The organism is Nocardia sp. NBC_00565 (assembly GCF_036345915.1).
Classification (GTDB): Bacteria; Actinomycetota; Actinomycetes; order Mycobacteriales; family Mycobacteriaceae; genus Nocardia.
Genome location: NZ_CP107785.1, coordinates 4,829,801 through 4,852,789 on the forward strand (window position 1 = coordinate 4,829,801; position 22,989 = coordinate 4,852,789).

At 65.9% G+C, this 22,989-nt stretch carries 23 protein-coding genes and 6 tRNA genes; 15 read left to right on the top strand and 14 right to left on the bottom strand.

Going from position 1 to position 22,989, the window contains the following annotated elements; genetic code table 11:
* Positions 1–46 precede the first annotated feature (46 nt).
* From OG874_RS22685 to OG874_RS22695, 3 genes are read left to right on the top strand one after another with little or no spacing between them, the layout of a single operon-like run.
* Positions 47–1,513, top strand: a complete 1,467-nt coding sequence (locus OG874_RS22685; protein WP_330257133.1) for an NAD(P)/FAD-dependent oxidoreductase — start codon at positions 47–49, stop codon at positions 1,511–1,513.
* 50 nt (positions 1,514–1,563) lie between these two features.
* Positions 1,564–3,378, top strand: coding sequence for a 3-deoxy-7-phosphoheptulonate synthase (locus OG874_RS22690; RefSeq protein ID WP_330257134.1), 1,815 nt, complete (start codon positions 1,564–1,566; stop codon positions 3,376–3,378).
* 48 nt (positions 3,379–3,426) lie between these two features.
* Positions 3,427–4,794 carry a cation:proton antiporter gene (locus OG874_RS22695; protein ID WP_330257135.1) on the top strand — a complete coding sequence of 456 codons (1,368 nt, stop codon included), beginning with the start codon at positions 3,427–3,429 and terminating at the stop codon, positions 4,792–4,794.
* A gap of 1 nt (position 4,795) precedes the next feature.
* Here OG874_RS22695 and OG874_RS22700 read toward each other — a convergent pair whose 3' ends face one another.
* The 9 genes from OG874_RS22700 to pgsA all read right to left on the bottom strand — a co-directional run bounded on the left by OG874_RS22700 (position 4,796) and on the right by pgsA (position 12,724).
* Positions 4,796–5,251: a hypothetical protein gene (locus OG874_RS22700; protein ID WP_330257136.1), complete on the bottom strand. Its 456-nt coding sequence runs from the start codon at positions 5,249–5,251 to the stop codon at positions 4,796–4,798.
* Positions 5,252–5,401: 150 nt separating this feature from the next.
* A complete protein-coding gene (locus tag OG874_RS22705) occupies positions 5,402–6,970 on the bottom strand; it encodes a phosphatase PAP2 family protein (RefSeq protein WP_330257137.1) in 1,569 nt (522 codons plus the stop codon).
* A 40-nt stretch (positions 6,971–7,010) separates the two neighbouring features.
* Positions 7,011–7,934, bottom strand: coding sequence for a hypothetical protein (locus OG874_RS22710; protein ID WP_330257138.1), 924 nt, complete (start codon positions 7,932–7,934; stop codon positions 7,011–7,013).
* A 77-nt stretch (positions 7,935–8,011) separates the two neighbouring features.
* Positions 8,012–8,773: a bestrophin-like domain gene (locus OG874_RS22715; RefSeq protein ID WP_330257139.1), complete on the bottom strand. Its 762-nt coding sequence runs from the start codon at positions 8,771–8,773 to the stop codon at positions 8,012–8,014.
* Positions 8,774–8,905: 132 nt separating this feature from the next.
* Complete coding sequence (gene pspM, locus OG874_RS22720) at positions 8,906–9,796, bottom strand: phage shock envelope stress response protein PspM (protein ID WP_330257140.1); 891 nt, start codon at positions 9,794–9,796, stop codon at positions 8,906–8,908.
* Between the two features lie 156 nt (positions 9,797–9,952).
* Entirely contained in the window at positions 9,953–10,789 is an 837-nt protein-coding gene (locus OG874_RS22725) for a PspA/IM30 family protein (RefSeq protein WP_330257141.1), read from the bottom strand.
* Positions 10,790–10,991: 202 nt separating this feature from the next.
* Positions 10,992–11,465, bottom strand: coding sequence for a helix-turn-helix domain-containing protein (locus tag OG874_RS22730; RefSeq protein ID WP_330257142.1), 474 nt, complete (start codon positions 11,463–11,465; stop codon positions 10,992–10,994).
* Positions 11,466–11,573: 108 nt separating this feature from the next.
* The gene (locus OG874_RS22735; protein ID WP_330257143.1) at positions 11,574–12,068 is read right to left on the bottom strand and encodes a CinA family protein; all 495 of its coding nucleotides are present in this window, start codon (positions 12,066–12,068) and stop codon (positions 11,574–11,576) included.
* Positions 12,065–12,724 carry a CDP-diacylglycerol--glycerol-3-phosphate 3-phosphatidyltransferase gene (gene pgsA / locus OG874_RS22740; protein WP_330257144.1) on the bottom strand — a complete coding sequence of 220 codons (660 nt, stop codon included), beginning with the start codon at positions 12,722–12,724 and terminating at the stop codon, positions 12,065–12,067. The genes OG874_RS22735 and pgsA overlap by 4 nt, the downstream gene beginning before the upstream one ends.
* 203 nt (positions 12,725–12,927) lie before the next feature.
* On the opposite strand from pgsA, the gene OG874_RS22745 reads away from it, so the two are divergent.
* The 3 genes from OG874_RS22745 to OG874_RS22755 all read left to right on the top strand — a co-directional run bounded on the left by OG874_RS22745 (position 12,928) and on the right by OG874_RS22755 (position 14,463).
* Positions 12,928–13,494 (top strand): amino-acid N-acetyltransferase, encoded by a 567-nt coding sequence (locus OG874_RS22745; RefSeq protein ID WP_330257145.1) that lies wholly within the window; start codon positions 12,928–12,930, stop codon positions 13,492–13,494.
* Between the two features lie 16 nt (positions 13,495–13,510).
* The gene (locus OG874_RS22750) at positions 13,511–13,795 is read left to right on the top strand and encodes a YciI family protein (protein WP_330257146.1); all 285 of its coding nucleotides are present in this window, start codon (positions 13,511–13,513) and stop codon (positions 13,793–13,795) included.
* A gap of 116 nt (positions 13,796–13,911) precedes the next feature.
* Positions 13,912–14,463, top strand: a complete 552-nt coding sequence (locus tag OG874_RS22755) for a hypothetical protein (protein ID WP_330257147.1) — start codon at positions 13,912–13,914, stop codon at positions 14,461–14,463.
* Position 14,464: 1 nt separating this feature from the next.
* On the opposite strand, the gene OG874_RS22760 is transcribed toward OG874_RS22755, so the two are convergent.
* On the bottom strand, positions 14,465–15,466 hold the full coding sequence (locus OG874_RS22760) for a TerC family protein (RefSeq protein ID WP_330257148.1): 1,002 nt from the start codon (positions 15,464–15,466) through the stop codon (positions 14,465–14,467).
* A gap of 124 nt (positions 15,467–15,590) precedes the next feature.
* Here OG874_RS22760 and OG874_RS22765 point away from each other — a divergent pair, with 124 nt between their 5' ends.
* The 9 genes from OG874_RS22765 to OG874_RS22805 all read left to right on the top strand — a co-directional run bounded on the left by OG874_RS22765 (position 15,591) and on the right by OG874_RS22805 (position 18,372).
* On the top strand, positions 15,591–16,466 hold the full coding sequence (locus tag OG874_RS22765) for a class I SAM-dependent methyltransferase (protein ID WP_330257149.1): 876 nt from the start codon (positions 15,591–15,593) through the stop codon (positions 16,464–16,466).
* A gap of 86 nt (positions 16,467–16,552) precedes the next feature.
* Positions 16,553–16,699, top strand: coding sequence for a hypothetical protein (locus tag OG874_RS22770; RefSeq protein WP_330257150.1), 147 nt, complete (start codon positions 16,553–16,555; stop codon positions 16,697–16,699).
* 78 nt (positions 16,700–16,777) lie between these two features.
* Positions 16,778–16,851 (top strand) — tRNA-Trp (locus OG874_RS22775).
* An 82-nt stretch (positions 16,852–16,933) separates the two neighbouring features.
* Positions 16,934–17,009 (top strand) — tRNA-Arg (locus OG874_RS22780).
* A 7-nt stretch (positions 17,010–17,016) separates the two neighbouring features.
* Positions 17,017–17,090 (top strand) — tRNA-Leu (locus OG874_RS22785).
* Between the two features lie 24 nt (positions 17,091–17,114).
* Positions 17,115–17,187, top strand: a tRNA-Arg gene (locus tag OG874_RS22790).
* Between the two features lie 4 nt (positions 17,188–17,191).
* Positions 17,192–17,262: transfer RNA gene (locus tag OG874_RS22795), tRNA-Gln, on the top strand.
* A gap of 29 nt (positions 17,263–17,291) precedes the next feature.
* Positions 17,292–17,362 (top strand) — tRNA-Gln (locus tag OG874_RS22800).
* A gap of 65 nt (positions 17,363–17,427) precedes the next feature.
* Positions 17,428–18,372, top strand: a complete 945-nt coding sequence (locus OG874_RS22805) for an NAD-dependent epimerase/dehydratase family protein (RefSeq protein ID WP_330257151.1) — start codon at positions 17,428–17,430, stop codon at positions 18,370–18,372.
* 66 nt (positions 18,373–18,438) lie between these two features.
* Here the strand turns inward: OG874_RS22805 and OG874_RS22810 are convergent, their stop codons facing one another.
* From OG874_RS22810 to OG874_RS22820, 4 genes are all read right to left on the bottom strand, one after another.
* Complete coding sequence (locus OG874_RS22810; protein WP_330257152.1) at positions 18,439–21,024, bottom strand: DNA translocase FtsK; 2,586 nt, start codon at positions 21,022–21,024, stop codon at positions 18,439–18,441.
* A gap of 9 nt (positions 21,025–21,033) precedes the next feature.
* Positions 21,034–21,873, bottom strand: a complete 840-nt coding sequence (locus tag OG874_RS22815; protein ID WP_442943418.1) for an RNA-guided endonuclease InsQ/TnpB family protein — start codon at positions 21,871–21,873, stop codon at positions 21,034–21,036.
* A complete protein-coding gene (locus OG874_RS44815) occupies positions 21,788–22,117 on the bottom strand; it encodes a helix-turn-helix domain-containing protein (protein ID WP_442943419.1) in 330 nt (109 codons plus the stop codon). The genes OG874_RS22815 and OG874_RS44815 overlap by 86 nt, the downstream gene beginning before the upstream one ends.
* 167 nt (positions 22,118–22,284) lie before the next feature.
* The gene (locus OG874_RS22820) at positions 22,285–22,911 is read right to left on the bottom strand and encodes a TIGR03085 family metal-binding protein (RefSeq protein WP_330257154.1); all 627 of its coding nucleotides are present in this window, start codon (positions 22,909–22,911) and stop codon (positions 22,285–22,287) included.
* Positions 22,912–22,989 lie beyond the last annotated feature (78 nt).

Genomic DNA, 22,989 nt, shown 5'->3' on the forward strand with positions numbered 1-22,989 from the left:
CCGGTGCCGACGCACGACCTGTTGTCGGCAGTTCCAGGGAGTTCCTATGGACAAGCACGTTCTGGTTATCGGCGGCGGCCCAGCCGGGTCGACCACCGCAGCCCTGCTCGCTAAAACGGGGGTCAAGGTGACCCTCCTGGAACGAGGCAAGTTCCCTCGGTATCACATCGGCGAAAGCCTGCTCGCGTCGTGTTTGTCGACACTGCGCCTGTCCGGTGCCTACGATGCGGTCGCCGCGCACGGTTTCCAGATCAAACGGGGCGCCTTCTTCCAGTGGCAGGATGACGACTGGTTGCTGGACTGGTCCAAGCTCGTGGACGCGGAGGCGTGGTCGTGGCAGGTCGAACGCGATGTCTTCGACGACATCCTGCTGCGTAACGCGACAGCCCAGGGAGCGGAGGTGATCGAGCAGGCCACCGTCACCAATGTGGTGTTCGACGGCGACCGTCCGACCGCGGTCGAATGGACCGCGGACGGTCAGGTCCACACCACCCCGGTCGACTACCTCGTCGACGCCTCGGGGCGGGCAGGCGTGCTGGCCAAACAGCAGGTCATCGAGCGCCAACAGCACCCGGCCTTCCGCAACGTCGCGGTCTGGTCATATTGGGAAGGGGCACACCTACATCCGGACACTCCGGAGGGGGGAATCAACGTAGTGTCCACCCCTGAGGGCGGCTGGTTCTGGAACATTCCGCTCACGGACGGCCGCAACAGCGTCGGCTATGTCGTCTCTACCCGCACGGCGGCGGAGCGATTGCGCAAGGACGGCCTGCAGAAGTACTACCTGGACACTATCGCCGACAGCAAGGCGATGAGCAAGACGCTCGACAGCGCGCAGCGGGTCGCACCGGTGCAGGCGGAGCAGGACTACTCCTACTCCTCGGATCGTTTCTGCGGTCCTGGCTGGATCGCGGTCGGTGACGCGGCCTGCTTCCTCGATCCACTGCTATCCAGCGGCGTGCATCTGGGGACGTACTCCGGGCTGGTCGGATCGGCGGCGATCTCGACCATCCTGCGGGGCGAAATGAGCGAAGACGACGCCCTTACCTTCTACGAGCACAGCTATAGACGGGCGTACACGCGATTCCTGATCCTGGTGTCACGATTGTACGAAGAGTACATCGGCGCGGAGCAGTACTTCGGGCACGCAGGCAACCTCACCACCGGACACCGTGATGACACCAAACAAGCCCAGTTCACCGAGATCATGGCGGGCTTGACCGATCTGGACGAGTCCTCGGGAGTACAACAGCGCGCCGGGACCGACACCCTCATCTCCGAAGCCGAGCGTCTGCATTCGGAGTCGGCGAATCTGGAATACATGGGCCACCTGGACATGTCCATCGTGTGGGATCACTGGCGTGACCCGTTGAAGGATACGGTGGTGGACCAGGTGCGGATCACCACCGAACCGGTCCTCGGCCTGACTACCCAACCCCGCACCGATGACGAGATCAAGACGTGGTCTCGGCCCGTGCTCCCACCGAAAGCCGCTGACGCCACTGCGCATTAGCGCAGGCTTCGGCACGGATTTCTCGTGAGAAACACTGCACGGAGCTGGCCGTGACGATCACCCACTCCGGCCCCGAACCGTCCGGCAAACCCATCGCCGGCGGTTCGGGTGTCCGGACCAACCCAGCCGAGATCCGACGATTCGGCCATCCGCATACCAGAATGCTGTTGGCCAGCGACGGATTCACGATGCCGACACTCGAGGCGCTCCTCGGTACGGAGCTCGAAGTACGGGTCCTGCGCCAGGACGACCTCGCGGCCGGTCAACTGCCGACCACCGTCACCGATGCGCTGCAGGTGTCCGGTGCCGATCGTGTCATTGTTCGCCGTTCTTATCTGGTAGGTGCGGATATGGTGACCGCATCGGTCAACTATGTCGTCGCTGTGCCCGGACCCGCAGCCGCGTCCGGCTTGGACAATGTGCACACCCCGATCGGTACCGGCCTGATCTCTCGTGGGGTATCCCAGCGGCGTCACATCCTGCGAGCGGGGGTGATGAGATGGCCGGATGGTCGTCTCTGTGCGGCAAGGGCATACATCATGCTGCTCGGGGACCGGCCCGTCTGCTACATCCGGGAGGCATTCAATCCGGACGTCATCCCACCTGACGCCACCGGTGACCAGGTGGATTGGGCCGACGAGCCGGATACCGCGGATTCGGGATCGGACGACCTGCCATCGGTGCCGCTCGGCGGGTCCCGCGAAGCCACGCGGTCGCACTCGGATGCTGGATCGTCGCAGTCCGTGCAGCGTTTTCGCTCTCTGCGCGCATTGGTCCACCCGGGCGAATGTGACGCGCTCACAGCTGATTTCGCCAGGGCGGTGCACGGGGAGGCGTTCGTGCTGTACCTCGCAGGCGGGGCCGACACGTCCGCCGCGGGAGATACCCGATCGATCACGGCCCACCGCGCCCTGATGCATGCCGCCGCCGCGGTGCTGACCCATGGGATGGGAAGACGCGTCACCACCATCCGGCTGGCGCGGCGCAGCCCCGAACCACTATGGACACCAGTCGAATCCGACACGGTGGCGGCACCGCCCGGCAGCGATTCGACGACCCGCGCACCAGATCCCGTGCTGGAGGCCTACTCTCATGCTGCGGCCACGCTCAAAGGTTGGCGTTGTGATCAGCTGCCGGTAACGCTGTGCGCGGATATCCTGCACCGCGCCGCGGATCAGTGCCGCGAACCGGCGCAACGCGACCTGCTCCGTGAGGTCGCCGGACTGCTGCCCATCGCCGCGGTCGCACCACCTGGCGCGCACGAACTGTACAGTTCGATTGCGCCCGTGCACCTTTCGCACGAGGCTGTGCTGCCGGACGATTCCGCACTGACTCGACGCGGACCCGATCGGCGATGGTGGGATTGTTCGACCCACCTGCTGTGGATCGGCGATCGGACTCGAAATCCCGCGCACCGGCAGGTGCAGTTCGCGGCAGGTGTCGGCAATCCGGTGGCCGTGACACTAGGCCCCACGGCCACACCGCACGACGTCGAACTCCTCTGTCGGGCCCTGAATCCCGAGAACCGGCCGGGGCGACTCACGCTCATCGCTCGGCTGGGCGCCGCTCGCACGGTCGAGGCACTTCCGGCGTTGATCGAGGCGGCTGCCAGGTGCGGAACTCCAGTGTGCTGGGTGTGCGATCCGATGCCCGCCGACACCGGCGACGGGCACCTATTTCGTCGCCTCGACGAGGTCGTAGCCGAGATCCGCGCGTTCTTTCGAGCCTGCCGGGCGACAGCCACCGTTCCCGGCGGCCTGCACCTCGAATGCGCGCCCGAGGCCGGGTTCTCCGGGGGGCTCGATCCGGCACAGACACTTCAATGCGTGCTCGCCGCGCTCGCCGAATTGCGGAGCGCCGCCTGATCAATTCGTTTCGTGTCCCCTGCCAGATTGCTCGACGGAGGAATTGCGATGCCATCGCTTTTGGAGATCAGTACACATTTATCTTTGCAGCTAGCGGTCATCTTGGTGGCCTACCGCCTGTTGTGGCCACTGCTACGACGGTTGGGGCAGGTACAGGTGGTGGCGGTCATGGTCGCCGGATTCCTACTCGGCCCATCAGTATTCGGCTGGGCATGGCCCGAAGCCCAGCAGTGGCTGTTCCCCACCACACTCGAGGTTGGTGACACCAGCATCATGCACCCCAACCTGACCGCGATCTACGTCGTCGGACAGTTGGGGTTGATCTTCTACATGTTCCTGGTCGGGTCCTCATTCAAACTCGACATCCTCACCACCCACCTACGCCAAGCCGGCGCCACCTCAGCAATCGGCGTCGCCGTCCCCATGACACTCGGCGCGATAGTCGGGTGGTGGCTGGTCGGACAGGGACGCTACTTCACCGATTCGATGGCCAACTGGCAAGGCGCACTATTCCTCGCCGCCGCCGTCGCCGTCACCGCCTTCCCCATCCTGGCCTGGATCATCTACGACTCCGGACTCCTCAAAACCCGACTCGGCACCATGTCCCTCGCGTGCGCGGCCGTCGACGACGCCTGCGCATGGATCCTGCTCGCCGTCGTCGTCGCCTCCGCCAAAGACAGCCCCGGCGGCGCGTTGCTCGCCGCCGGCGGCGGACTGGCCTACGTACTGTTCATGACACTGATCGGACGCCCCCTGCTGGCGCGGCTGACCACCTGGACCCCACGGGTCGGCGACAACGAACACACCGGCGGCCTACCCGTCGGGCCACTAGTAATCGTGCTACTGGTCGTACTGCTGGCCGCCAGTTTCACCGACTACGTCGGCATCCACTCCGTCCTCGGTGCCTTCGTCGCCGGCCTGTGCATGCCCCGCGGCCAACTCATCGACCGCATCCGCGAACGACTCGAACCACTCGTCGCCTACCTACTGCTACCCGCCTACTTCATCTACACCGGACTCAACACCAAACTCAGCCTCATCTTCGACCCCGCCGTCCTCGCGGTCACCGCACTGGTACTGGTCGTATCCTTCGCCAGCAAATTCGGCGCCATCGGCCTGGTCGCGCGCTCCCAAGGAATGGGCTGGCGCGAAGCCGGCGCCATGGGCGCACTCGCCAATGCCCGCGGACTCATGGAACTAGTGCTGTTGAACATCGGCCTGTCATCCGGACTCATCACCGCCGACCTCTACACCATCCTCGCCCTCATGACCCTCGTCACCACCTGCCTCGCCACACCACTACAACGCATGTTCGAACGCAACGCCTGGAAAAACGGCATGATCTTCGGACCGAACGGCGAAGAACCCAAGGTGACCGGCGCACCCTCCCATTCCACAAGACCCGCCACAGCGTGAATCAGCGCGATGCTGCGGCCCCGGGCAACACGCCCGGGGCCGCAGCGTTTGCCGAAATCCACTGCGCGCGTGGCGTATTCGGCTCGATCGCGCCACGCACCAGCACCCGCCCGTCGATCGGCGCGGGTGCCCGGCCGATATCGGGCAGCGGGTCGCGACCGGTATGGCCGCGTGCTTCGACACCGTCAAGAGCGCCCAGGGCATGCAGATGCTCAAAGGCGCACTGATGGAGCTGATTCGGCTCAAACGCGACCAGCCGGGCGACGACGCCACCTCGCGGCTCGCGCATCACCCGAACAACCTGGACGACATCGAGATCTTCGCGCAGCTCATGAGCTTTTACGGGGCCGGATTCGAAGCCCAGCGCAACCTGATCACGAATGTGCTGCTGCTGATGATCACCGACGACCGATTCCGGTTCGGCAATGTCCTCGGCAGGAACCGGTCCGCCGTACATCAGCCGCTGGGTGCCGTCGAGCAGGTCGACGGCGCCCGGCGCATTGATGCGTTATCGCTTGCGCGCGATCCCACCGACCATCAACTGGTCGCTCGGTTTCGGGCGCCGTATCCGCCGCCGATCCGGCAGGTACACCAGGCCGGGCTCGAATTACCGTCGACCATTACCACCACCTCGGAAAACAGCCAGCCGGCCGCGGTGGTGCGGGCGGGCACGAGTCGCCCAGCGCGGATTGTCCTCATCGCGGCGGTAGGCGGCGACGCGGCCGGCTACCGCGAAACGCAGCCGACTCGCCTCGCCCAGCACCTCGCCGTCGGCGGCGACCGCCTCATCCGCATCCAGTTGCACGATCAGCTCACGCACCTGCCGCTCGTTGTAGACCTTGCTGCGCCCGATCGCGGCCAGCACCAGCGCGAGTACGGCCCGCGTTCGAGACCACCGCAGATCGGCACGCAGCCAACGCACATCGAGCAGACCGTCATCCAGTCGAGAGCGGAACGCGGGGACCGCGCCGTGCGGATGGTAGGGCCCATTGCCCACGAACACGAACCACACGTCGTGCCACCGGTCGTCCAATCGGATCCGGATCGGCTGCGCCTTGCGCAGCATGACGATGAGGGCGGCGGCGAAGGCCGGCCATTTACCCCACCGCCCTTGCCATTTCTCGCGCAATCGCACCAGATCCGGGTAGGCGCCCAAGCTGGCGGTGTTGATCCAGTAGTGCATGCGGGTGCCTTGTTCGGTGTCGAATTCCACGCTCGCGATATCGACCGCGACCGCCTCACCCGCCCCGGTCGCGTCCACGACCTCGACCAGGTCGTAGACACCCAGGTCGCGCGCGAAGTGGTTCAGGGTGCCGGTGGGCACAACCACCAACGCCAACCCGTGCCGCAGTGCCACCGCGGCGGCGGCCGCGATGGTGCCGTCGCCACCTGCCGCACCGACCGCGTACGCCTGCTCGGCGCGCTCCGCCAACGCCTGCTCCAACTGCTCGACACAGTCGCGGCCCGGTTCGGTGCGCAGCACAGTCGCGGCGGGCAGCGCCGCGGCGACGTCGGCGGTCGGGTCGTAGCCCGGATCACCCGACACCGGATTGACCAGCAGGACCAGCCCTTTGCCATCGACGAGCGCGGGCACCTCACGCACCAGGCGAGCTGCCGCCTCGTCGGACTCGCGCACCGGCCACCAGAGGCGCGTGGCCAGCGCCACACCGGCCCCGACCGCCGCGCCGACGACTATGTCCGAGGTCCAGTGCACCCCGGTGTGCACGCGGGAGTAGGCGACCGTGGCGGCCAGCGGCGCCACGACCAACGCGGTGCGCGGGCTCTCCAGCGCCACCGCCGTCACGAACGCGGCGGCGCCGGCACTGTGGCCGGACGGAAAGGACGACGACGTCGGAGCCCGGATCAGCCGCCGATCCAAGGGCAACAACTCCGCAGCCGGCCGGCGGCGCGCGATCAAACCTTTCAGCACCACATTCACCGCAACGCTTGCCCCCGCGACGGAAACGGCACCACGCAGCGCGGCCCTACGCGTCGCGCCCGGTCTAGCGGCGAGCAGCACCGCGATCACCGACCACAGCGCGCCACGATCCGCTGCCCGCGTCAACCGCAACATGCCGCGATCGGCCCCCGACACCGGAATTCGCGCCACCGCACCACTGACTGCCCGATCGAAATGCCCCACCCCATGCACCGTCCGGCCCAACCACTCGCTCACCCCGTCGAAACTACAGCGCCGGTCCCGCATGGGTCGACCATCATTCGCCCTGCCCACGCCCGCGATGAACGGCGACCCGGCGGACCATCGTGAGAACCGTCACCACCACGATCGTCACCAGTTCCAGGAGATTCCAGGCAATGGTATCCGCAGTGGTGGTGACCTGCTGTTGCGGCGGCCGGTGTGGTGCCGCGAGTACCGGTGCCGGCGGCTCGATCGCAGGCGCCGACTGAATGGCCTCGGCTGGTGGAATGGCCGGCGCGGGAAGTGTCGGCGCGTTGGGCGCCGGCGGTTCGAGCTGCAGCGGGATCCAGGGTTCTCGCGGTGTCGGGCCCGGCAGCAACAGCAGGCAGGTCAGCAGCGCGCTGCCGGTCACCGCGCTGCCGACGACAACACTGCCGAGCCCGGATCCACTCGAGCCGGGACCGATCAACCCGGGCCCGACCGAACCCGACCCGACCGAACCGACGCCGGACAGCCCGCTACCGCTCGCCAACCCGAGCAGAATTGTGGCACTGCCGATCACGGCGCTGCCGGTGCAGGCGGTCTGGACGCTGCCCGCATCGAGCCCCAGCGCGGCCCCCGATCCACTCGCCATTCCGGCGCCGGGCCCCGCGTCAGCGGCCTCGCCACTGTCCGGCCGGCCCGCGTCGTGCCAGCCGCCATCGACGCCCGTGCCACGACCACCGCTGCCGCTCGGCGAGCCCGATGACGAACTGCCGGAGGCAGGCAACCCACTGCCCACCGGACTGCCGGGCCCGAGGTCCAGACCATTCCAGGCGGAGCTGCTGCCGGTGTTCAGGAAATCCGCGGCGGCAGGCCCGGTTCCGGTTCCGGGAGACGCACTGCCGGTGCCGATATCACCGATGGGCGGCCACTCGGGCAGCACCGGATCGGCGGCCGCGGGACGACCCGCGAGTAGTACCGCCGCCAGCGGTACCGCCGTCATCAAGGCGAGTCCCATTGCAGCTCTTCGTGTTTGCGGAATATCTCGTTCGAACGCCATAAACCGATACCCATCCATCGCGATCCGTAGGCCGATCAGTTGATGTGCTGATATCGCGACAGTGCGTACTCGAACGCATCTTTCGGAACGACATTCCCACCGGAGAACGGCCGGTCGAGGTTGTAGATCGCCAGAATCGTCGAGCCGACCACCACACCGAGCAGCGCGGTCATCAGCACACTGCGCCGAGTGACTTCGACACCGGACAGGACGGCGGTGCACAACAGCAGAACCGTGCCGCACCACAGCGCGACGTAGAGGAATCCGGGTACCCGGTAGCCCGCGTCCAAAGCGCGATCCTGACGCGCCTCCGCGACCGCGTCCAGACTGGCCATGGCTGTGGTCCGCAGGTCGGCGACATCCGCGTCCGTCGACGGCACCGATGCCACGGCATCGCGCAGACTGTCGAACGTGTCCTGAGTGGACGCACTGAGCCGACGTTGCTCGCGCATTACCGACCACTCTTCGGTGACCACCTGATCGGTGTAATCCCTTACCAGTCCTTCGATCTGGCGATGTTCGGGATCCGGCATCGAGTGCGCCGCCGTGTAGGTGTCGACCAATGCCTTCGCCTCGGCAATGGTGTGGTTGTGCGCGTTGTCGTACTCCTGCCAGCAGATCACCACCACGAACGCGACCACCGCCAGGAACAGCGTGTTGATCAGGTCGAGCACGAGGGTGCCGGAGGATTCGTCATCGGTCTGCCGCCACGACACCGGCCGCAGCCGATCCCCGACCACGAAGACCACGACCGCGAGGATCGCCGCTACAACCGGAACGATCAATACCAAAGCCATACAGCGACCCCATCTTTCGAGCGAACAGCCGAACCGGATCGCGGCTGTACGCACGGTGCGCTGAGGTCCACCTCGGCGATCGCGGGCAGCGTCGATCACCAATTATTCGAAGCAGAGGCCCGGTCGGATGTCCTAGAACCCTTGTGGGGGAAGCGAAGCGGGCGCGTGCTGATCGGCTACTTCGGTGAGCGCCTGCGCCCACCCGTCCAACCGGTCGGCGGCGTGGCGCAGATCCGCCACGATGGCATCGAAATTGTGTCGCAGCACCGCGCTTTCGGGGACCGCGAGGATCTGCCCGGCGGCGGCGACCACCTGCTCGTATTCGGCGACCCCGCTATCGAGGCGCCCGAGCGCGAACTGCATATTCTCGGTCAATCCGACCGCGGCAACGGATTTCGATCGCCCCATGGCGCCGAGCGCCTGTTGCATCGCGGTGATATCGGCGGCCAGCGCATGTAAGGCGGCCGCACCCGAATCCGCGGTCTCGAGCAGGTCGGCGAGTTCTTCCTCCGGCAGGCGGTTCGATCGCGCGATCTGCGTACCGAGCCCGTGCAATGCCTTCTCCGCCCGCACCAACCGCCCGATCGGCGCCCGCGCGGACGACCATGCCGGTGGTTGCTTGCGCGGGACGAAGGCCGCCTGCGGCAGCGGTGAGCTGCGCAACCGCAGATAACGGCGCGCGCTGAGTGCGGTACCGGTGACCAGGGCGACCGCACCACCACCGACGACGACCACGGCCCAGACCGGTGCCGAAATCACAACCAGCCCTACGGTGCCCGCAGTGGTGAGACCGCCCACCGTCCCGAGCTGAAAGCTCCGGCGACGCATCCGGCGACGCTTACGTAGTTCCCGTTCCCGCGGATCGGCCCACCGGCGCACCGCGACCAGTGCGTGCTCCCCCACCTCACGCAGACTGTCGGGCAGCGTTCCGGGCTGCGGGACGAGCGCCGACTGGGCCCGTACCAGCGCGGAGCCGCGGCGGCGGCTACCCTTCGACTGCTCGCGCGGTTCCTGCGGGCTCATCGGTTTCCTTCCGACGGCGCGAAACCATTCGGCGCACCGTCCGGTGCCGAGACGGGCAGGGCCCGAGCATGACCGACGGCCGACCCGCCAGGTACCCGTGCCATCTCTTCCACCGAACCAGTCCTCGCCGAGCTGTGCCTACTTCGAACGACGCGCCTACTGCTGCGCGGTCTGCCCCTTGTTCATCTGCGGCTGCGGCTGCGCCGGACTCGCCTGCGTCGCACCCGGATTGATCGCGGGCGCGGCCGCGCCACCGGCGGGCAGCGCATCGCCGCGCATGGAGGCGCGAATCTGCTCCAGCTTGCTGTGCCCGGCCATCTGGATGCTGGCCTGCTGCACCTCGAGCATCCGCCCCTGTACCGTGTTGCCCGCGAGTTCGGCGGCGCCGAGCGCATTGGCGTAGCGGCGCTCGATCTTCTCGCGCACCGCGTCCAGGCTGGGGGTGGTGCCCGGCGCGGACAGCGTCGAATCCATCCGCTGCAACGATGCGGAGACCTGTTCCTGCATCTTGGCCTGCTCCAGCTGGCTGAGCAGCTTGGTGCGCTCGGCGACCTTCTGCTGCAACAGCATCGCGTTCTGCTCGACCGCCTTCTTGGCTTGCGCGGCCGCCTGCAGCGACTGGTCGTGCAGCACCTTGAGATCCTCGACCGACTGCTCGGCGGTGACCAGCTGCGCGGCGAATGCCTCGGCGGCATTGGTGTACTGGATCGCCTTCTCGGTGTCACCGGCCGCGGCGGCCTGATCGGCCAGCATGACGGCCTGGCGTGCATTGGCGTTGAGCTTCTCGACATCGTCGAGCTGACGGTTCAGCTTCATCTCCAGCTGACGCTGGTTGCCGATGACCGATGCGGCCTGCTGCGAAAGGGCCTGATGCTGGCGCTGAGCTTCCTCGATAGCCTGCTGAATCTGGACCTTCGGATCCGCGTGCTCCTCGATCTTCGAATCGAAGAGGGCCATCAGATATTTCCAGGCCTTGACGAACGGATTAGCCATCGATTGATCCCGCCTCCATAAGATGCGCCGCGCTTCACCGCGACTCCAGTGCGCGACCGTCACGCACCCGATATGTGCCTATCCTCCACCATGTGGCACCCGGGCCGGGCGAACCCGGCCCATCCGACGCCTAGTACAGAATCTATCCGCTTTCGGCACCGGTCCGCAGCGGTGGCCGCGGACGCCACCCCTTCTCGTGCGATCAGTTGCTCTTCACCAGAACCAGCATGTCCGCCCTCGGGGCCGGAATGACGATCCGCGTGTCTTCGGCGATCTTGGGCCGGGCGACCGACATGGTGGCGGTCGCGGCCTCGGGAGCAGCTTCTGCTGTGTTGTCTCGAGCGACCTGCGAGCAGTCGCTAGCGGCGGCGGGCTCGGCCGCGGCGGTCCGATCCGATTCGGGCACATCGGCGGTCGGTGCGGGCGCTTCGGCGGGCAACGCGTCGGCACCGGCCATGATCGTGCTCACATCCCAGAGCACCCGCGACAGCGGCACATCCAGGGCCGCGCAGATGGCGGCGAGCAGTTCGCTGGAGGCTTCTTTGCGGCCCCGCTCGACTTCCGACAGATATCCCAGGCTCACGCGCGCCGAGGTGGAGACCTCACGCAAGGTCCGGCTCTGGGCGAGACGAGCACGCCGCAGACTGTCCCCGATCGCCTCTCGCAGCAGCGTCATGTCGTTCTCCTTAGCTCCAGTAACCGGGTCCGCGGGCACCTGCCAGCGCTGCGCACGCCGTCCTTTCTGGCACAACGTCGAGCACTGGCCGATTGGTTCCCGCAGCCGCTAGTGGTCGCCTCCCACGATACGACGCAACTCCCGTACCGCGCTGTGCGTAGCACCGATTCTGATCGCCCATCGGTCACCGGTCAGCGTCCACCGCATCACCTCGGTATGTCCCGGACCGGCCAGTCCGAGGAAGACCGTCCCGACCGCGTGGCCATCCTGGGAATCGGGTCCGGCCACCCCGGTCAGACCGACACCCCAGTCCGCACCGCAGCGCACGCGCGCGCCCACGGCCAGCTGTTGCGCGGTGCTCGCGGCGACCGGACCTTCCGTCGCCAGTACTTCGTCACTGACACCGGCGAGGCTGTGCTTGAGATCGGTGGCGTACACCACAAGGCCGCCACGCAGCACCGCACTGGCGCCCGGCACCCCGGCGATGGTCGCCGCGAGCAGGCCCGCGGTCAGCGATTCCGCGGTCGCCACCGTCTGCCCCGCCGCACCCAGCGCGTGCACCAATTCGACGACCGGGGCACCGGTGGTCAGCGGATCACTCATGCGCCCCGGGTCCGGCCCGGAACTCCCGCCAGCCACACCCGCGCCGCCTGCCCCACATAATCGAGCCCGGTGAGGACTGTCAGCGCGACCGCGATATACATCAAAACCATTCCCGCGGTGGCGAACCCACCGTGCAACGGCAGCAGCAGCACCGCGATCGCGACGGACTGCACCAGCGTCTTCACCTTGCCGCCGCGCCCGGCCGGGATCACCCCGCGCCGCACCACCACCAGCCGCAACAGCGTCACCCCGATCTCCCGACCACAGATGACCAGGGTGATCCACCACGCCAGATCCCCGAGCACCGAGAGCCCGATCACCGCCGAACCGATCAGCGCCTTATCCGCAATCGGATCGGCGAGTTTTCCGAAATCGGTGACGAGACCGTATTTACGCGCCAATTGCCCATCGAAGCGATCGGTGATCGCGGCGATGCCGAACAGCGCGGCGGCCGCGATCCGCCAGCCGGTCTGGTGCCCGCCACCGGCGAACAGCGCGAGCACGAACAGCGGCACCAGCGCGATGCGCAGCATGGTGAGGATATTCGCGATATTCATCAGCGGAACGACCGGTTCGGCCTGGGTCGGCACGAATCCGGTCCGAACCGGGGACGGCTCGACCCAGCCTCGATCGATCTCTTCGGGCCGCACGCTCATGCCTCCGCCTTGCGCGTGGACGGCTGTGTCATGACTCGCTCGCTGCGCTCCCGAATCGCCTCCGTCTCGCTGGCGGAATTCCCGCACACCAGTACCCCCGCGCCAAGGCTCGGATGCATGCCTACGCGATGCGGGGAGCGGAGCGGGTGGATGTGCGACACACGTTCAGAGTATCGGTAACCGGGCCGACTAATGTGCACCCCATGACCTCTCGGGGACCAGTAGGTGGTTCGACCAGCGACGCGTATCAAGGCGCGGCACCCGCCGCGAACAACTCTGTCCCGCTCGTGCGACGCGCCCGAACCTCCGATGTATCCCAGATCAAGAGCCTCGTCGATGTCTACGCCGGTCGGATCCTGCTGGAGAAGAACCTGGTCACGCTGTACGAGGCGGTGCAGGAATTCTGGGTGGCCGAACTCGACGGCCGGGTGGTCGGCTGCGGCGCGCTGCATGTGCTCTGGGCCGATCTCGGCGAGGTCCGCACGGTCGCGGTGCATCCCGATGTCAAGGGGCACGGCGTCGGCCGGCTCGTCGTGGAGCGCCTGATCACGGTGGCCAGGGAACTCGAACTCGGCCGGCTGTTCGTCCTCACCTTCGAGGTGGACTTCTTCGGCAGGCACGGATTCGTCGAGATCGATGGCACCCCGGTGACCGCGGAGGTGTACGCCGAGATGTGCCGGACCTTCGATCCCGGCGTCGCGGAATTCCTCGACCTCAGCTATGTGAAGCCGAACACCCTCGGCAATACTCGAATGCTGCTCAACCTCTGACAAGAACGGATCGACCGTGTCCATCTTCGCCGTGCACTACACCTACTCCGAGGCCACCGTGGCAGGCCGCGATACCCATCGTCCCGAGCATCGGGCCTGGCTGTCGGGTCTGATCGAGGCCGGTTCGCTGTTGTCCAGCGGGCCGTACGCGGATGGCTCCGGCGCCTTGCTGCTGTTCCAGGCCGCGGACGAGGGGGCACTCGAGGAGTTGCTGGCCCAGGATCCGTTCGCCCGCGAGAAGCTCATCGACGCGGTGCGCGCGGTGGAGTGGCTGCCGGTGATGGGCACGTTCTCGGCCTGATCGAATCCGCCTGAGCGCCGCGTGTCGTCACCCGACACCCGGCGCTTGGCAAACTTCTGGCGACACACCGTCCGAGGTGCGGACGAACGGGAGCCTGGCGACGCAGACTCCCCCGTATGCGCATATCCACCATGGTTTTCGCGTCGACATCGGCTGCGTTTCTCGCGCTCACCGCATGTTCCGGATTCGACCGGACCATCAATTCCGATGATGTGGCAAACATGGCCGCTCACCCGGCCCTTCGCCCAGGTGTGGTCGACCGACTGACGTACCGCGCCGAGGACGGCTACTACTTCCAGACGGCCGACCACAGCATCACCTGCGGTTTCCTCGATCAGCCCCTCGGGCAGCCGAGGCGACCGGTGGGCTGTCAGGGTGTCACCTGGCCCGCGCCGCCGGAGATGCAGGCCTGCTGGAGTATCGACCCCAGCGCGGCCGCTGTCGCCGTCGGCGACAGCGCCGGATATCTGTGCGTGAACCGGGGTTACTTCGCCGGGTCGCCGATGGAATCCGGCGCGGACACCAGTGGCGGGCCGGTATTGCCGGTCGGATCCAGCCTGAGCATGCAGGGATTCACCTGCCTGGCCCAGCCCGACGGCGTGACCTGTCGCAATGATGTGAACGGGCGTGGTTTCGAGATGACGCCCGAACGCAACCGGGTGTTCTGAGTCAGTCACCCAGTGCGCTGTCCGCGTGGCGGGACGCGCCGCGGGTTTTGATCAAGCTGGCCACCGTCGCGACGATCAGAATGCCGAGAATGACGCCCAGCGACACCGGCGTCGAGATCTCCGGTACCTTGACGTGCTCACCACCGTTGATGAAAGGCAGGGTGTTCTCGTGCAATGCGTGCAGCACCAGTTTGACGCCGATGAACGCGAGGATCGCCGACAGGCCGTAGGACAGGTAGACCAGGCGATCGAGCAAACCGCCGATGAGGAAGAACAGCTGCCGTAAACCCATGAGTGCGAAGGCGTTCGCGGTGAAGACGATATAGGGCTGCTCGGTGAGACCGTAGATCGCGGGGATGGAATCCAACGCGAACAGCAGGTCCGCGAAGCCGATCGCCAACAGCGCCAACAGCAATGGGGTGACCACGCGCCGACCATCGATCCTGGTGAGCAGTTTGTCGCCGTCGTACTCGTCGGTGGTCGGGAGTACCCGCTTGGCCAGCGCCACGATCCGGCTATCGCGCTTCTCCTCCTGCTCGACCTCGTGCCCGCTCTCACGCAACAGCTTGACGGCCGTGTAGACCAGGAACGCGCCGAACAGATAGAACACCCAACTGAACGCGCTGATGGCGGCCGCGCCGACGGCGATGAACACCCCGCGCATGACCAAGGCGAGCACGATGCCGATCAGCAGCACCTTTTGCTGGTAGATCCGCGGTACCGCGAAGGTCGACATGATGATGACGAAGATGAACAGGTTGTCGACCGAGAGCGCCTTCTCGGTGACGAAGCCCGCGTAGTACTCCCCCGCGAAGGTCGAGCCCCACTTCCAGGCGACGAAGCCGCCGAACACCAGCGCCAGGGTGATGTAGATCGCCGACCAGATGCCCGATTCCTTGAAGGTCGGATCGTGTGGCGTGCGGACGTGGGCGAAGAAGTCGAAGACGAACAGGCCCAGGATCACCACGATCGTGAGCGTCCATTCGAGTGCGGTTACGTGCATGCGAGATCCGAAAATGTCATAACAACCATGATGCCCGATTTGTCCGTTCTGACGAGCTTGCGGGTCAGTTGCTGACCATAATTTCACATGCGATCACAGTGCGCGTCGTGCCACAGTCGCGAACATGACCGACGACTATCGCGTCCTCAACAAGGCGAAGTGGGATGAACGCGCGCCAGCACACGCCGCCTCGCCGGACTACGCAGTGACCCGCTTCGTCTCCGATCCGGAATTCCTCTCCGAGGTGGTCCGGTTCGATCAGCCGCTACTCGGCGATATCCGTGGACTGCGCGGCGTGCACCTGCAATGCCATATCGGCACCGACACCATCTCGCTGGCGCGGCTCGGGGCGCGGATGACCGGGCTGGACTTCTCCTCCGCAGCACTGACCCAGGCGCGCACGCTGACCGAAAAGACCAGGACTCCGGTCGATTTCGTCGAATCGGATGTCTACGACGCGGTATCAGCGCTGGGCGCAGCACAATTCGATCTCGTGTTCACCGGAATCGGCGCGCTGTGCTGGATTCCGAGCATCGATCACTGGGCACAGACCGTCGCGGGACTGCTCCGGCCCGGCGGGCGGCTGTTTCTGCGCGAGGGACACCCCATGCTGGCCGTTTCGAGCGACCTGCAAGCAGTCGCTAGCGGGCGGGCGATAGACGAAACACGCACCGACCGGCCAACTGTCGGCTATCCCTACTTCGAAATACCTGAGCCCATGGTGTTTTCGGATGGAACCACTTATGTCGAGACCGATACCGAATTCACCCAGCTCGTCACCCACGAGTGGAATCACGGACTAGGCGAAGTGGTGACCGCGCTGCTCGACCACGGTATGACGATCACCGGACTGGTGGAGCACCGGAGCGTTCCCTGGGAAGCGTTGCCCGGCCAGATGACGCGCGAGGCGAATGGCGAATGGCGACTCACCGAACATCCGGAGCGGCTTCCGTTGAGTTACACCTTGCAGGCGCGCCGACAACTCGCCGGTGGGGAATAAATGGGTTCCTCACGGCGTCTATCGGTGTTAGCGTTATCTAGAACGTAATCAGCAGCCCGTAATCGGAACCACGAAAGGCGAAGGCAATGACCAGCACCCAGGACCAGGGACTACGCTCCCTCGCCGGTGTCTGGCAATTGCGTGCCGGCACCCAGCTGTCGATGTCGCAGCTGCGCCTGACCTGGCTGCGGATGTCGCAGCGGCGACAGGCGAACGTCCGGAGCCGCCCCTGAAGGTCTCGATTCGAAAAGGCCTGAGCAGGGGCCGCTCCCGGCGAATTACTCGCCACGGAGCGGCCCCTTTTCTGTCCGGCGGATGTAGCTCAACTGGAAGAGCAACGATCTCCAAAGTCGTGCTGTTGGGGGTTCGAGTCCCTCCATCCGTGCTAGATAACTTCACAGCGAATATACGGCAGTAGGTAATTCGTCATACCGATAATGAATAACCTTGCTGTCACCCGGTTTTGAGCCCGTGTAGCTCAGTGGAAAGAGTGGCGCCCTCCGATGGCGCAGGTCGGTGGTTCGATCCCACCCACGGGTACCAAAACCACTCCCTCGTAGCCCAATTGGCAGAGGCACTGGACTTAGAATCCAGACGGTGCGAGTTCGAATCTCGCCGAGGGAACGATCCGGGTTCAAGCCCGGACCAGCGCTCGTAGCTCAACGGATGGAGCACCTGTTTACGAAGCAGGCGGATGAAGGTTCGAATCCTTCCGGGCGCGCCGATGGAGTGTGGTGTAACGGCAGCATGATAGGCCCTGACCCCGTCGATCCAGGTTCGAATCCTGGCACTCCAGCTGAGTTTCCCGGCGCTCGCCGAGAACGGTGGAGTGTGGTGTAAGGGCAGCATGACGGACTTTGAATTCGCCGGTCCAGGTTCGAATCCTGGCACTCCAGCGCATGGCTCATGCAGGTTGGCCCCGGGGCTCTCATAAGGCCCTGCCGCGTGGTTCGACTCCACGATGAGCTACCACCGAAGAGGCTGGTTGGATGGTGCGGTGCGGATACTCGTCACCGGCGCGAACGGCTACCTCGGTAGTGCGGTCGCGCGGACCCTGTGCGCCGACGGGCACGATGTCATCGGGCTGGTGCATCGTGGGCGCGACGGTGTCCCGGACGGGATTGTGGTCCGAACCGCCCATCTCGGCGACCGGGACGCGCTCGGCGCGGCACTGCACGGTATCGAGTTGGTCTGCCATCTCGCCGCATTGACCCGCGTTCGCGAATCGTTTGCCAGCCCACTCGATTACTTCGAGGTCAACGCGGGCGGAACCGTGACGCTGTTACAGGCCATGGCGACCGCCGGGGTGCGCAAGATCGTATTCGCGTCCACCGCGTCGATCTACGGTGCCCCGCGGCGGCAACCCATGGCCGAGGACCTCGCAGACGATCCGCCGCACCCGTACGCCGCCAGCAAGCAGGCCGCCGAGTCGGCGATCGCCGCACAGGCCGCGACCGGTCTGCTCGACGCAACGGTGTTACGGCTGTTCAACCTTGCCGGTGGACCGGATCCGGATGAGACCCAGATCATTTCGCGAATCCTCGCGGTGGCCGCGGGCGAGAATCCGACGCTGATCGTCAACGGCGACGGCAGCGCGGTGCGTGATTATCTGCATCGTGACGATGCCGCGCGCGCTTTCGACGCGGCGATGGCCGGTCTCTCCCAACCAGGTCGGTACCGTCGCTACAACATCGGCACCGGCGTCGGCACCAGCATCAACGACCTCGTCGCAGCGGCAACGCGGGTGACCAGATGTCACATCCCGGTCGAATACCGCGCCGCGGCAACAGAACCGGACCGGCTCATCAGCGACAGCAGCCGCGCGCACACCGAGTTGGGTTGGTCGCCGAACTCCGATATCGACGCGATCATCGAGGACGCGTGGTCGGCTCGGAGGCCGCGATAGCCCTGGTCGTCGGCACCCGCTCGATAACCCTGTGGTGCCACCCCATCGGCCGCCGAAGCGTTTTCGCTACTCCTCCGGGCTATCGGATGCCTCGCCGCCGCCGCCGCGGATCGTCCACAGCAGTCCCTCGAGTTCGTCGGGCTTGATGAGCACATCGCGCGCCTTCGAACCCTCGCTGGGTCCGACGACGCCGCGGGTCTCCATCAGGTCCATCAGCCGTCCGGCCTTGGCGAAGCCGACGCGCAGCTTGCGCTGCAGCATGGACGTCGAGCCGAACTGTGAAGTGACGACCAACTCTACGGCTTGCACGAAGACATCCAGATCGTCGCCGATATCCGGATCGACGTCCTTCTTCTCGCCCGCCTTGGCAGCGGTGACGCCCTCCTGGTACTCCGGTTCGGCCTGGTTCTTGGCGAAATCGACGACCCCGTGGATCTCCTCGTCGGAGATGAACGCGCCCTGCAGACGGGTGGGCTTGTTCGCGCCCATGGGCAGGAACAGCCCGTCGCCCATGCCGATCAGCTTCTCCGCGCCCGGCTGGTCCAGGATGACTCGCGAATCCGTCAACGACGAAGTGGCGAAGGCCAATCGGGACGGCACGTTGGTCTTGATCAGACCGGTGACCACGTCCACCGAGGGCCGCTGCGTCGCGAGCACCAGGTGAATGCCCGCGGCGCGGGCCTTTTGGGTGATCCGCACGATGGCGTCCTCGACATCACGCGGTGCGGTCATCATGAGGTCGGCGAGTTCGTCGACGATGGCGAGGATGTACGGGTAGGGCCGGTACACCCGTTCGCTGCCCAGCGGCGCGGTGATGGCACCCGACTTGACCTTCTTGTTGAAGTCGTCGATGTGGCGCACCTTGTTGGCCTGCATGTCCTGGTAGCGCTGCTCCATCTCCTCCACCAGCCAGGTCAACGCGGCGGCGGCCTTCTTCGGCTGGGTGATGATGGGCGTGATGAGATGCGGAATGCCCTCGTACGGCGTGAGTTCCACCATCTTGGGGTCGATGAGGATCATCCGGACCTCATCCGGTGTCGAGCGCGCCAACAGCGACACCAGCATCGAGTTCACGAAGCTCGACTTACCGGAACCGGTGGAACCGGCGACCAGCAGATGCGGCATCTTCGCCAGATTCGCCGAGACGAAGTCGCCCTCGATGTTCTTGCCGAGGCCGATCACCAACGGGTGGTGGTCGTTTCGGGTCGATGGCGCCTTGAGCACATCGGCCAGGCGCACCAGTTCGCGGTCGGAGTTGGGCACCTCGATGCCGACCGCGGATTTGCCCGGAATCGGGGCGAGCAGCCGAACGTTCTCGGTGGCAACGGCATAGGCGATATTGCGGGCCAGCGCGGTGATCTTCTCGACCTTCACGCCGGGGCCGAGTTCCACCTCGTACCGGGTAACCGTCGGGCCGCGCACGAAGCCGGTGACCGCCGCGTCGATCTTGAACTGCACCAGTACCTCGGTGATCGCCTCGATCATCGATTCGTTGGCGGCACTGCGCTTCTTGGGCGGATCGCCGTCGGTCAGCAGCGTCAGCGGTGGCAGCGTGTAATCGCCCTCGACCTCGCGGTCGGTGATGAATTCGAGCTGCTTGGGCGGCGGCGGAGTCTGGTCCTCGACCTTGACCGGAGCGCGCTTCTTCGGCTTGGGCTTATCTTCGGGAACCTCGGGCGCAATGGGTTTCGCATCGCGTAGCGGCGGCTCGCCGATCACCTCGGTCACCGCGTCCGGCCCGCCGAATTCGTCGGGCGGGTAGTTCTCCTCGGGTGTGCGGCCGCGTCGCTTCGACTTGGTACCGCGATGCAGCGGGAAGCCATCGGCGTCGTAGTTGGCCGGATCGAAATCGGATCCGCCGTCGTAGTCACCGTATTCGTCGCCACCGCTGCCGGTGCCGAAGTACTCGCTCAGCCGTTGCGGCACCTCGCGCACGGTAGTGCCGGTCACCAGCAGCACACCGAAGATGATGGCCAGCAACAGAATCGGCACCGACAACCAGGCGGTGAGTCCGTTGGTCAGCGGCCCGCCCATCACGAAACCGACGAAACCCGCTGCACGCGAACGCCCGTGCGCGTCGGTCGGCGACCCGGCCGCAATATGCCACAGACCGAGGATCGGCAATCCGATCAGCAACCCGCCCAGCACCAGCCGCGGCCGGATCTCCGGATGCGCCTCGGTCCGCATCAACACGACGGCAATCCCGGTGGCCACGAACGGCAGTCCGGCCGATGCCGATCCGGAGACCGCGCGGATCGCCTCTTCGACCCAATGCCCGATCGGGCCGCCCGCCGAAAGCCATACGGCGGCCGCGATCACCGCACTGAGCGCGATGAGGGCCAGCGCGATGCCGTCGCGGCGGTGACCGTGTTCGATCTCGCCCGCCCGGCTGATGGTGCGGGTGGTGGCGCCGAGTCCGCGCGCGAGCATATTCCAGCCGCCGCTGATGGTGCGGCTGATCACCGCGAGCGGCGCGGTATTCGACTTGCGCCGGACGGGGCGGCGCGCCGGTGTGGTGCGGCCGCGCGCCGCGGGCGTACGGCGCTGCGTACCGGCGCGAGCCTGGCCCGAACGAGATGCCGCCGCGGTCCTCCCCCGGGCCGATCCCGCCCGCGCACGAGTGGTCGTGGAGCTGCGGGGCTTACCTGCCATTGCCTCAGGCTACAGCGTGGATCCCATCCGGTGAGGTAGGGAAGCACCGTCCTTCTCGGACGTCCTCGACTCATAGCTGAGTGTCGGTTTCCGCTTCATCCGGATCGGTTTCACCCACACAGGCGTGTAGGCCAGCGCCTTCCCGTCGGCGGACATTGATGACCGGGGCTCGTGCTTCGGGCTCCCGAGCCTGGAAAAATCACGGTGATATTGCTCGCCCCAGGCGGCGAGGTTGACCGCGGCGTTGCGGTCGCGGTCGAGTCGATGACCACACCCACAGGCAAAGATCCGGTCGGCCAGGGTCAGTTCGGTGGTGCGGATACCGCAGCGCGAACAAATCCGACTCGACGGAAACCAGCGATCAGCGAGCACAACCGTGCCACTGCGCCAGCCCTGCTTGTAGGTGATCATGCGCGCGAACTCGGCCCACCCGGCATCGCTGATCGCCCGCGCCAAACGGCGATTGCGTAGCATGCCAGCGGTATTCAGATCTTCCAGAACGAGCCGGTCGTGGATTTTGACCAACCCGGTGGTGATCTCATGCAGGAAATGACGACGAATATTGGCAACACGGGCATGGTGCCGCCCCAGTTGGGCAGCTGCCTTCCGCCTGTTGTTGGAACCCTTCAGTTTTCGCGTAACCGACATGGCGAGGCGGCGCTGCTTACGCATTCCACCAACCAGCGGTTTCGGAGGATCGCTGACACGGGTGACTTCAGCACCGTCACTGGTTGCCGCGACCAGGAACGCAGACAACCCACGATCAACCCCTACCCAGCCGCTGCCGTCGGAATTCGCTCGCGGTTGGTGGCGGAGGCGTGCATCCAGGTCGGCAGCTTCTCGTTGTATCGACGATGAACACCCGACCGGCCTGCTCGGATTTCTTCCACCGGTTGAAATCATTGATCAGATCGAATCCCGACCACGGCACCGGTACCGATCGATCGGTTCGGCGGGCAGTCAACGCCGTCTTCACCGTGTGCAAACACTGATTGAATGCGAACCGCGCAGCACCAACATGGCGTGACAGCGTCATTTCCTGCTCGACCGTGGGGTCCAAGCAGAACCGGAATGATGTGTGCCGCACCACCATCGCAGCATGCCACAGGCCACCGACAAGAAAATCGTGCCCTGCATCAGTAAGGGGCGACGGGATAGCCGCAACGCGACTGACAGAGCGTCCGCTCACCACGAATCACGCGGAAGGTCGGTCGGGACTGCCAGCGTCGAGTCAGTCCTCCTTCGGCAACCCGAAGCGTGTTATATCGAGCGATCCAGGTTAAGTACAGCCCGTACCGCGTCGCCGTCGCCCGTGGATTCGATCCGGACCTCGTCGCGGCCGAACGCGTGCAGCACCAGTTCGGAGGGCTTGCCGGTCAGAGTCACGGTCGCGGTTCCCGATTTCGTGCGCGCGATCGCGCGCCTGCCGTCCAGCGTGACCAACTCGACGGTGACCGGCGATTTACGGTAGGCCATCTTGCCCATTCGGCGCAGCGTCGTCCACAGCTTGTCCTCGTCGGCGGCGGACAGCTCACGCGGCTCCCAACCGGGCGCGGCGCGGCGCACATCCTCGTGATGGACGAACATCTCGGTCATGTTGGCGGCTGCGTCGAACGGTTTGAGCGGCGACCACCACGGCGGGCCGGAGCGCACATCTTCCAGCAGATCGGGGAACGGGCGTTGGGCCGCCTTGGCCTGCACCGACTCCAAGTATCCGGCGAGCGGCTTCAACATGATGCCGGGAGATGCATCCGGCCGCCGCTCGCGAACGACCAAGTGCGCCGCCAAGTCGCGCACCGTCCAGTCACCGCAGAGGGTCGGCGCGTCCGGCCCGACGGCGGACATCGTATCCACCAGTGCCCGGCGTTCCCGTTGTGCCATGCTCACACTGTCGAACATAGCCCAGCCGCGCGCGTCCGAAAAGCGCCCTCCGGCTCGAGCAATAGCCCATGAGACACGAAAACC

Excerpts from the sequence above, each read along its gene's own strand:
- OG874_RS22760 (WP_330257148.1), bottom strand. The coding sequence starts at position 15,466 with ATGCACGTAACCGCACTCGAATGGACGCTCACGATCGTGGTGATCCTG.
- OG874_RS44815 (WP_442943419.1), bottom strand. The coding sequence starts at position 22,117 with ATGGTGGTGCGGCACACATCATTCCGGTTCTGCTTGGACCCCACGGTC.
- OG874_RS22710 (WP_330257138.1), bottom strand. The coding sequence starts at position 7,934 with ATGGGACTCGCCTTGATGACGGCGGTACCGCTGGCGGCGGTACTACTC.
- OG874_RS22770 (WP_330257150.1), top strand. The coding sequence starts at position 16,553 with ATGACCAGCACCCAGGACCAGGGACTACGCTCCCTCGCCGGTGTCTGG.
- OG874_RS22755 (WP_330257147.1), top strand. The coding sequence starts at position 13,912 with ATGCGCATATCCACCATGGTTTTCGCGTCGACATCGGCTGCGTTTCTC.
- OG874_RS22735 (WP_330257143.1), bottom strand. The coding sequence starts at position 12,068 with ATGAGTGATCCGCTGACCACCGGTGCCCCGGTCGTCGAATTGGTGCAC.
- pgsA (WP_330257144.1), bottom strand. The coding sequence starts at position 12,724 with ATGAGCGTGCGGCCCGAAGAGATCGATCGAGGCTGGGTCGAGCCGTCC.
- OG874_RS22700 (WP_330257136.1), bottom strand. The coding sequence starts at position 5,251 with ATGTACGGCGGACCGGTTCCTGCCGAGGACATTGCCGAACCGGAATCG.
- OG874_RS22765 (WP_330257149.1), top strand. The coding sequence starts at position 15,591 with ATGACCGACGACTATCGCGTCCTCAACAAGGCGAAGTGGGATGAACGC.
- OG874_RS22745 (WP_330257145.1), top strand. The coding sequence starts at position 12,928 with ATGACCTCTCGGGGACCAGTAGGTGGTTCGACCAGCGACGCGTATCAA.
- OG874_RS22805 (WP_330257151.1), top strand. The coding sequence starts at position 17,428 with ATGAGCTACCACCGAAGAGGCTGGTTGGATGGTGCGGTGCGGATACTC.
- OG874_RS22695 (WP_330257135.1), top strand. The coding sequence starts at position 3,427 with ATGCCATCGCTTTTGGAGATCAGTACACATTTATCTTTGCAGCTAGCG.
- pspM (WP_330257140.1), bottom strand. The coding sequence starts at position 9,796 with ATGAGCCCGCAGGAACCGCGCGAGCAGTCGAAGGGTAGCCGCCGCCGC.
- OG874_RS22725 (WP_330257141.1), bottom strand. The coding sequence starts at position 10,789 with ATGGCTAATCCGTTCGTCAAGGCCTGGAAATATCTGATGGCCCTCTTC.
- OG874_RS22685 (WP_330257133.1), top strand. The coding sequence starts at position 47 with ATGGACAAGCACGTTCTGGTTATCGGCGGCGGCCCAGCCGGGTCGACC.
- OG874_RS22810 (WP_330257152.1), bottom strand. The coding sequence starts at position 21,024 with ATGGCAGGTAAGCCCCGCAGCTCCACGACCACTCGTGCGCGGGCGGGA.
- OG874_RS22730 (WP_330257142.1), bottom strand. The coding sequence starts at position 11,465 with ATGACGCTGCTGCGAGAGGCGATCGGGGACAGTCTGCGGCGTGCTCGT.
- OG874_RS22715 (WP_330257139.1), bottom strand. The coding sequence starts at position 8,773 with ATGGCTTTGGTATTGATCGTTCCGGTTGTAGCGGCGATCCTCGCGGTC.